General features: G+C 63.5%; 8 protein-coding genes and 1 pseudogene. 7 read left to right on the top strand and 2 right to left on the bottom strand.

Annotated features, from left to right (window positions below; all coding sequences use genetic code 11):
- Positions 1-264 precede the first annotated feature (264 nt).
- From M2432_RS26150 to nei2, 5 genes and pseudogenes are all read left to right on the top strand, one after another.
- Positions 265-777, top strand: a complete 513-nt coding sequence (locus tag M2432_RS26150) for a hypothetical protein (RefSeq protein WP_280829761.1) — start codon at positions 265-267, stop codon at positions 775-777.
- Between the two features lie 121 nt (positions 778-898).
- A pseudogene (locus tag M2432_RS26145) lies at positions 899-1,180 on the top strand (muconolactone Delta-isomerase family protein); the annotation flags it as partial.
- A gap of 17 nt (positions 1,181-1,197) precedes the next feature.
- The gene (locus M2432_RS26140; RefSeq protein WP_280829757.1) at positions 1,198-2,586 is read left to right on the top strand and encodes an MmgE/PrpD family protein; all 1,389 of its coding nucleotides are present in this window, start codon (positions 1,198-1,200) and stop codon (positions 2,584-2,586) included.
- A 187-nt stretch (positions 2,587-2,773) separates the two neighbouring features.
- Entirely contained in the window at positions 2,774-3,742 is a 969-nt protein-coding gene (locus tag M2432_RS26135) for a nitronate monooxygenase (RefSeq protein WP_280829756.1), read from the top strand.
- Entirely contained in the window at positions 3,742-4,521 is a 780-nt protein-coding gene (nei2, locus tag M2432_RS26130) for an endonuclease VIII Nei2 (RefSeq protein ID WP_280829755.1), read from the top strand. Before M2432_RS26135 ends, nei2 begins: the two co-directional genes overlap by 1 nt.
- Here nei2 and M2432_RS26125 read toward each other — a convergent pair.
- Both M2432_RS26125 and M2432_RS26120 read right to left on the bottom strand, forming a co-directional pair.
- Positions 4,450-5,562, bottom strand: a complete 1,113-nt coding sequence (locus M2432_RS26125) for a fatty acid desaturase (protein ID WP_280829754.1) — start codon at positions 5,560-5,562, stop codon at positions 4,450-4,452. The genes nei2 and M2432_RS26125 overlap by 72 nt on opposite strands.
- Positions 5,563-5,598: 36 nt before the next feature.
- Complete coding sequence (locus M2432_RS26120; protein ID WP_280829753.1) at positions 5,599-6,651, bottom strand: ferredoxin reductase; 1,053 nt, start codon at positions 6,649-6,651, stop codon at positions 5,599-5,601.
- A gap of 155 nt (positions 6,652-6,806) precedes the next feature.
- Between M2432_RS26120 and M2432_RS26115 the strand changes: the two genes are divergently transcribed.
- Entirely contained in the window at positions 6,807-7,487 is a 681-nt protein-coding gene (locus tag M2432_RS26115; RefSeq protein WP_280829752.1) for a TetR family transcriptional regulator, read from the top strand.
- Between the two features lie 9 nt (positions 7,488-7,496).
- Positions 7,497-8,279, top strand: coding sequence for an enoyl-CoA hydratase-related protein (locus M2432_RS26110; RefSeq protein ID WP_280829751.1), 783 nt, complete (start codon positions 7,497-7,499; stop codon positions 8,277-8,279).
- The last annotated feature ends 8 nt before the right edge of the window (positions 8,280-8,287 follow it).

The following is an 8,287-nucleotide window of genomic DNA, read 5'->3' as shown; positions in this document are numbered from 1 at the left end:
GCCCCACCCTGGACTACGACACACCAGCCCAACGCCTAACCGCCCTCATCGAGCACGCCGCCTAGACGTTGCACTAATCAGTTGACTTTGCCCACGAGAACTCATGTTCAAGTTCACGTTCGGTGAGTTGGCAACGACTTCGTATGCCGATAGAGCGCAGAGCTGCCCGCATCATCGAACAGTTGACTGACGCCTCCGAGGAGGAGAATCGAAGTCGTGACCGAGCATGCAGAAAATGTGTTGTCGGACGCCGAGATCGCAGCGATGAACCCGGATCAACGTCACGATCTGATCATGCGACTTCAGCGCCCGCTCGACGATGTGCTTTCGCGGCAGTCAGTGCGTCGAATGCGGCGCATCCGACTGACGTTGATGACGGGCAGCACCATCGTATTGATCCCCTGGATCATCAACCTCGGTTTCACCCTGCCCGCCAACTACACCGCGCACAATTGGCCCGCCACCTGGATAGGTTTCGACGTCCTACTCGTGGCGTTCATGGCCACCACTGCCGTGCTGGGCTGGTTGCGTCGCCAACTGGTGTTGCTCACCGCGTTCACCACGGGGGTTCTGCTGGTCTGCGACGCCTGGTTCGACATCATGACCTCAGACTTTGGGCATGACGTGACGGTGCCGCTGGTGACAGCCGTCCTGATCGAGTTGCCACTGGCCCTGATCATGATCACCGGCGCGGTCCGGATACTCCGCCTGACGGCAACGCGGCTCTGGTTCCTCGAGCCTGGCGCACCCCTGTGGCAGCTGCCACTACTACCCTGACCGCACCTGGAAGCCTGCACCTCTCAGTACCAAGGTGATTTGTCCTAGCGGTCGGGCATGGCGGCAACCGAGCGTTGTTGCACGTGAGGCGATCCACCCACGCACGAATGGAGGCCCTTCCATGGAATACCTGGTCGACATGACAACCCAGGTTCCTGCCGGCACGGCGCAGGAAACTGTCGACGATGTTCGGGCACGTGAGTCCGCCCGCGCCGCAGAACTCGCGGCACAGGGACACTTGCTGCGCCTGTGGCGGCCACCGCTGGCGCCGGGAGAGTGGCGTACCTTGGGACTCTTTGCCGCCCAGGATGCCGTCCAACTTGAATCCGTTTTGGCCTCAATGCCGTTGCGGGTGTGGCGCACAGATGTGGTGACGCCACTGGCACCGCACCCCAACGACCCCGGGTATGCGGGCCGATCATGAGTGGAACTTCTTTTGCGGTGGACAGGCTGGCGCAGTTCGTTGTCGCGGCGGAGCGCGCGCACATTCCGGACCATGCCCTGATGCTGTTGCGGCGCAACGTCCTTGACAGTGTTGGGGGCGCAATCGCCGCCCTGGACGGAGAACCGCTCCAGCAGATTCGCGACCAGATCGAAGCCACCGGTGGCCGACCCCAAGCATCGCTTATCGGTGGCGGTCGCACCACTGTGGATCAGGCAGCACTGTTCAACTCGGTCGCAGTGCGCTACGTGGATCTGCTCGACACCTATCTGACGCCCGGTGGCCTGTGCCATCCCGCCGACAATTTCGGCGCAATTCTCGCCGTGGCGGAGAGCGTCGACGCGAGCGGCGCAGCTTTCCTGCTCGCGCTCGCGTTGGCCTACGAGGTGCAGGGCCGGTTCTCCGCATCGGTTCCAGTAATGGGCCGTGGGCTCAATCATGCACTACAGCTGGCCCTTTCGGTTGCCGCCGGATCGGCCAAGCTGCTCGGCCTGAACGCCGAGCAGACTGCCAACGCGATTGCGATGGCAGTGGCGGACAACGTGTCGCTCGCCGCGATCCATTCCGAACCGGTGTCGAACTGGAAGGGCATCTCCCCCGGCATCACTGCGATGCGTGCTGTCTACACCACTGCGCTGGCCCAGCGCGGCGTCACAGGACCACACGGAATCATCGACGGCCCCAACGGTCTTGAGCGATTGTTCGGTCAGCCGATCGATCTGCACCTCGATAACCGCACGCTGGACGTTGTCGAACACACCTATCTGAAGAAGTTCAGCGCACTGATCCATGGTCAAACTCCTATCGAGACCATCCTGGCCTTGAGCGCCGAACACGGCGTCGACTATCGCGACGTCGCTGCCGTCGATGTCGACACTTTTCAAACCGCCTACGAGATCGCCGGCGGCGGCACGTTCGGCACTAAAGACGACCCGAGCACCAAGGAACAGGCCGACTACAACCTGAAATACCTGCTCGCAGTTGCGCTCATCGACGGACAGGTCGGTCCGGACCAACTGCGAACCGAGCGTATTCAGCGAGCGGATGTCCAAGGGCTCTTGCGCCGCATCAGTATTCGTCCAGATCAGGCGTTCACCGACCGGTATCCCAAAGCGACACCGGCGCGGGTCTCGATGACGCTTCGTGACGGTCGCCGACTGTCGCGCGAGCAGGATGACTTCGAGGGCGCACCAGGACGGTCGTTCGACTGGGACCGCACCGTCGAGAAGTTTCAAGCTCTCGCAGCGCCGTATGCCCATGACGATCTGCGCGCTGCGATCGTCGCCACCGTGGCACACCTTGACACCGTGCCGGTGGCAACGCTGACGGACCTTCTGGTCAAGGTCAATCCCGAGAGGCGGTCATGACACGCGGCGGTTCTGCGGTCTGCAGAAGGCCGGCTCGACTGGTGCACACGGTGACGCCTCGAACGTTGGCTTATGTGTCAGATTCCACGAACCTTTCGCACACAAGCAGCACTCGGCAACCGGTCAGCGCGTGGCTTGTGGTAATCGAGAAGTCGGGTCTGTGGGCAGCGAGTCATAGAGTGAGGTCATGGCTCTGCTGCGTACCCCGCTAACCGAACTGTTCGGCATCGAGCACCCGATAGTGCTGGCCCCGATGGGCGATGTGTCCGGCGGCCGGCTTGCGACAGCGGTATCGGAAGGCGGCGGCCTCGGCCTGATCGGCGGCGGCCGCGGCGCTCTCACCTGGCTGGCAACTGAATGCGCGCAGATCGACACGGAAAAGCCGTGGGGCATCGGCCTGTTGACCTGGGCCGTCACCCAGGACACCGTCGATTGGGTGATCGCCCAAGAACCCGCGGCCATCATGCTGTCGTTCGGCGATCCGGGCCGGTTCGCCGCATCGGTGCACGACGCGAACATTCCGTTGCTATCCCAGGTGCACACCCTTGACGAGGCAAGACGGGCACTGGACGCCGGCGTCGATGTGCTGGTGGCACAGGGTCTCGAGGCAGGCGGACACCACGGCGGACGCTCCACGTTGCCGCTGGTTCCCGCTGTGGTGGATCTGGCCCAGCGCACACCAGTTCTGGCCGCGGGCGGCATCGGTGACGGCCGCGGCCTTGCTGCAGCACTCACGCTCGGCGCCGCAGGTGCCATGATCGGCACGCGGTTCGAGGCAACCCACGAGTCGCTGCTATCCGCTGCCGAAGCGAAGGCCATGCTCGAGGCGACAGCCGCCGACACCACCAGCGGCCGGGCCATCGACATCGCCGCCAGATCACCCGAAACCCGTTGGCCGGCAAACTATCCGGCGCGTACCCTGCGCAATGCGTTCACCGACCAGTGGCAGGGCCGAGATGCCGAGCTCGACGCGAACTCTGCGGCACAAGATGAGTTCCGCGCCAAGGTCGCCGAGCAGGACATGACCTATCGGCCGATTTGGGCCGGCGAAACCCTAGATCTGATCGACGACCTGGAACTGGCCGGTCCCCTGGTCGGGGCCATCGCCGGCGATGCGGCCGATGCGCTCCGTAAAGCAAACGCCATGATCAGCTGATGCCCGAAGGCGACACCGTTTGGCACACCGCCGCCGTCCTGCGTGACGCGCTGGCGGGAAAGGTGTTGACCCGCTGCGATATCCGGGTGCCCAAGTATGCAACGATCGACCTGACCGGCCAGCCCGTCGACGAAGTCATCAGTCGGGGCAAGCATCTGTTCATCCGGATCGGAGACGCCAGCATCCACTCACATCTGAAGATGGAAGGCAGCTGGAAGGTCAGCCCCGTGGCCAAGCCGAGCCGGGCCGGCCACAAGATCCGGATGATCTTGGAAACCAACGATATTCAAGCCGCTGGTATCGACCTGGGCACTCTTGAGGTTCTTCCCCGCGACCAAGACCAGCAACCGGTGAGCCATCTCGGCCCGGATCTGCTTGGCCCGGACTGGAATCCGCAGCTGGCAGCCACGAACCTCACCGCCGACCCCGAACGACCCCTGCACCAGGCCCTGCTCGACCAATGCAATCTGGCCGGCATCGGCAACGTCTACGCAAATGAATTGTGCTTCATCATCGGCCGTCATCCCTATGCCCCGGTGGAAAACATCAAAGACCCGCTGCGGTTGGTGCAGCGAGCTCGGGACATGCTGTGGCTGAACAGGACTCGATGGAACCGCACCACGACCGGCGATACCCGGCCCGGCCGTCAACTCTGGGTGTACGGCCGGGCCGGGCAAGCATGTCGCCGGTGTGGGACGCTGATCGAATCAGGCGACCGGGACCGGCTCGATGACCTCGACGACCGGATCACCTTCTGGTGCCCGCTTTGCCAGCCATGAGTTCGGGATCGCCAGCCGACAGATCTTCTTGATCACCGAGAAGAACTGCGTGTGGATCGGGCCGCTGTTGTACTGCAGGTCGTAACGCTGGCAGATTTCCTTGACCTCCGTGGAGATCTCGGCGTAGCGGTGCGCCGGCAGGTCCGGGAACAGATGGTGCTCGATCTGGAAGGACAGATTGCCGCTCATGATGTGGAACCAGCGGCCGCCGGTGATGTTGGCCGAACCCAGCAGCTGCCGGTAGTACCACTGGCCGCGGGTTTCGCTCTTGGTCTCCTCGACGGTGAATTCGTGGGTGCCCGCCGGGAAGTGGCCGCAGAAGATGATGGTGTACGACCACACGTTCCGGATCAGGTTCGCGGCCATGTTCCCGGTGAACACGAACGGCGCGAAGGGTCCGGCCAGCAGCGGGAACGCCACGTAGTCCTTGAGGGTCTGTTTCTTGACCTTGCCCCAGGTCTCCCGCAGCATCTCCTTCTTGTCGCGGATGCCGATCTCGCCGGAACGGATGCGCTCGAACTCCAGCTCGTGCACGGCCACGCCGTACTGGAAGAACACCATCAACAGGAACGCCCACACCGGGTTGCCCAGGTAGTACGGGGTCCACTTCTGGTCGGGGCTCATCCGGATCACGCCATAGCCGATGTCGCGGTCCATATCGACGATGTTGGTGTAGGTGTGGTGCATGAAGTTATGCGAATGCCGCCACTGATCCGACGGGCACGCCGAGTCCCATTCGAACTCCTGGCCACGCAGTCCCGGATCACCCATCCAGTCGTACTGCCCGTGCATGACGTTGTGGCCGATCTCCATGTTGTCGAGAATCTTCGACGCACCCAGCATGGCCACGGCCACCGGCCAAGCCGGCGGCAGGAACATCAGAGCACGCCCGCCGAGCTCCAGGCTGCGCTGCTTCTTGATGATGTCGCGGATGTAGTCGGCGTCGCGCTCACCGAGGTCGGCCAGCACGCGCTCACGGATGGCATCGAGTTCGCGGCCGAAGGTCTCGAACTGCTCGGGGGTCATCGGAGTCTTAGTCATGATGAATTCCTTTGCCTAGTAGGTATTTTGAGAGTTCTAGAGGTCGATCTGCACGTCGCCGCAGGGTGCGGTGACGCAGATTTCGATGTCCTCGTCAGGGGCGGTCGAAACCGTGCCGGTGATCAGGTTCTTCACCGGCCCACTGACCTTCTTGCGAGTGCAGGTGTGGCAGATGCCCATGCGGCAGCCGTTCTGCGGGCGCAGCCCGGCAGCCTCGGCCTGTTGCAGGATCGAGCGGCCGTCATCGACCACATCAACCTTGCTCGCGGTGAACGAAACCGCTCCGCCGGAGGCCTCGGTCGGCACTGCGATCACCGGCGGCACAAAGCTTTCCGACTGGGCTTCGGGTAGCAGTTCTTGAACCGCACTGACCAGAGCCGGCGGGCCGCAGACGAACACGGCGTCGGGATCGGGCATTGCGGCGGCCAGGTGCTCGGCGTCGAATTTGCCAGTCAGGTCACCACCAGATGACCGGGTGTAACCGTGCAGCACCTTCACCCCGGGCGTCGCCGCCAACTCGGTTGCATAGCAGGCTTCGTCGGCGTTGCGGGCGTAATGGACGAAAGCGACCTCGCCGTCGAAGTGCTCCTCACGCAAGGTGCGCAACATGGAGAGCACCGGGGTGATGCCGCTGCCGCCCGAGATCAGCAGGATGCGGCGCGGGCGGTCGGCGGGCATGACGAAGTCGCCGCCAACCGAGTCCAGCCCGACAACCATGCCCGGCCGGGCGTTACGGAACAGGTACTGCGAGACCAGACCGCCGTCGTGCAGACCGACGGTCAACTCGATGACCGGGCTGCCCTCGGCGTTGGCCGGCGAGTAGCAGCGGGTCCGCGCACGGCCGTCGATCTCGACGCTGAGGTTGATGTGCTGGCCGGCTTTGAAGCCCCGCCAGGCGTCATTCGGCTGCAGAGTCAGGGTGACGCTGCGCGGCGTCTGGCGGCGCACGCTGATCACCCGGGCGCGGGCGTCATCGAGGGTCCAGGTGCGATCGAAAGCCTCGGTATACCGGTCCACGCCGTGCGGGCCGGTGAGAATGCCAACCAGGGCGGAGCCTCGGATTCTGCGGCTCAATGTTTCGGTGAACATATGTACACAGTGCAGTGCTTCGACCGTTCACGTCAACGATTAAATCGCTGGTTGTCATAGGAATCACATTGTGAACAGTTGTGCACGCACTTTTGCACAATCGTTTCTTATTGTGTTCTTATCGGAGAGTGAACACCTGTGCTACTTTGTCTCCAGTGAACAGCCGTACTCCCAGGTCCCGGGGGGACCGGACGAGTCGCTCTTCGAGTTCACGCTCACGCGATTCCCAGTCCCGCGAGGAGCGCAAGGAATCCACGCGCCGCGCCATCATCGACGCGGCGCTCAAACTGTTGGAAGAAGACAGCTTCAGCGCACTCAGCCTGCGCGAGGTGACCCGGGAGGCCGGCATTGTTCCCGCCGCCTTCTACCGGCACTTCGAAACCATGGACGCCCTGGGCCTGGTCTTGATCGACGAATCCTTCCGCGCCCTGCGCGAGATGCTCCGCGGCGGCCGCGCCGGACAACTCGACCCCAAGCGCATCATCGAGTCGTCGGTCGACATCCTGATCAACAGCGTCAATGAGCGCCGGGAGCATTGGCGCTTCATCAGCCGGGAGCGCAACAGCGGCGTCACAGTGCTGCGCTATGCCATTCGCACCGAAATCCGCTTGATCACTTCGGAGTTGGCCATCGACCTGGCCCGCCTGCCGGGGCTCAACACCTGGAGCAGCGAGGACCTCAACATCCTGGCCGGGCTGTTCGTCAACGCCATGATCGTGACCGCCGAGTCCATCGAGGACGCCAACGACGCGAATGGGCTCGAAGATATTCGACAGACAGCCCTCAAACAGCTTCGAATGATCGCCGTCGGCGTGGCGGGCTGGCAGAGCCGTTAACGTAGGCGAATGCCGCCACTGTCGCTTGCCTACCCTCGGCCGGACATCGCCGTCGTCACCCTGGACCGACCGGAAAAGCTCAACGCACTCAACTTCGAACTAGTCGAAGCACTGCACCACACGCTGGAAGAGATCAACCGCAACGGCGAGTGCCGAGTGGTGGTGCTTACCGGCGCCGGCCGCGGGTTCTGTTCCGGCCTGGACCTTTCCGACCCGAATCCGGCGGAAGCCGGTGGCGGACTGGAGTTTCCGCGCTCCGGGATGCGCTGGCAGGAGCGCATCGCCGAACTGACCACCCGGATCCAGAACCTGCGCCAGCCAGTGATCGCCGCTGTCAACGGCCCAGCCTACGGCGGGGGATTCGCCCTGGCGTTGGCCTGCGACATCCGGATCGGCGGGCCGGGTGCCCGGTTCTGCACGCAGTTCATCAAGCTCGGGATCGGTGGCTGCGATATCGGAGTGAGTTACACGCTGCCGCGCGTGGTCGGCGCCGGGCAGGCTTTTGACCTCATCCTCACCGCCCGGACTGTCGAGGCGGCCGAGGCACTGACGTTGGGCCTGGTGTCTCGGCTGTCCAATGATGACGTGGTCGCCGAAGCGCTGGCCATCGCCGAAACCCTTTGCAGTTACGGCAAATTCGGGGTCGAGTCAACCAAGCAGGTGCTCTGGGCCAACCTGGAGGCATCGAGCCTGCAGGCCGCCTTGCACGTGGAGAACCGCAGTCAGATCCTGGCGTCCACGGCCGGCGAATTGGCGTTGGCCGCGAAGGCGTTCGGTGATCGCAAAAGCTGATTCGCGCT

Source organism: Mycobacterium sp. OTB74 (assembly GCF_029892685.1).
Classification (GTDB): Bacteria; Actinomycetota; Actinomycetes; order Mycobacteriales; family Mycobacteriaceae; genus Mycobacterium.
The sequence above is the reverse complement of the archived record's forward strand: the minus strand, read 5'-3'. Positions and strand labels throughout refer to the sequence as shown.

What these genes read in the sequence shown, in the direction of transcription:
- M2432_RS26120 (WP_280829753.1), bottom strand. Translation starts at nt 6,651, where the DNA reads ATGTTCACCGAAACATTGAGCCGCAGAATCCGAGGCTCCGCCCTGGTT.
- M2432_RS26125 (WP_280829754.1), bottom strand. Translation starts at nt 5,562, where the DNA reads ATGACTAAGACTCCGATGACCCCCGAGCAGTTCGAGACCTTCGGCCGC.
- M2432_RS26150 (WP_280829761.1), top strand. Translation starts at nt 265, where the DNA reads ATGAACCCGGATCAACGTCACGATCTGATCATGCGACTTCAGCGCCCG.
- M2432_RS26135 (WP_280829756.1), top strand. Translation starts at nt 2,774, where the DNA reads ATGGCTCTGCTGCGTACCCCGCTAACCGAACTGTTCGGCATCGAGCAC.
- M2432_RS26110 (WP_280829751.1), top strand. Translation starts at nt 7,497, where the DNA reads ATGCCGCCACTGTCGCTTGCCTACCCTCGGCCGGACATCGCCGTCGTC.
- M2432_RS26140 (WP_280829757.1), top strand. Translation starts at nt 1,198, where the DNA reads ATGAGTGGAACTTCTTTTGCGGTGGACAGGCTGGCGCAGTTCGTTGTC.
- nei2 (WP_280829755.1), top strand. Translation starts at nt 3,742, where the DNA reads ATGCCCGAAGGCGACACCGTTTGGCACACCGCCGCCGTCCTGCGTGAC.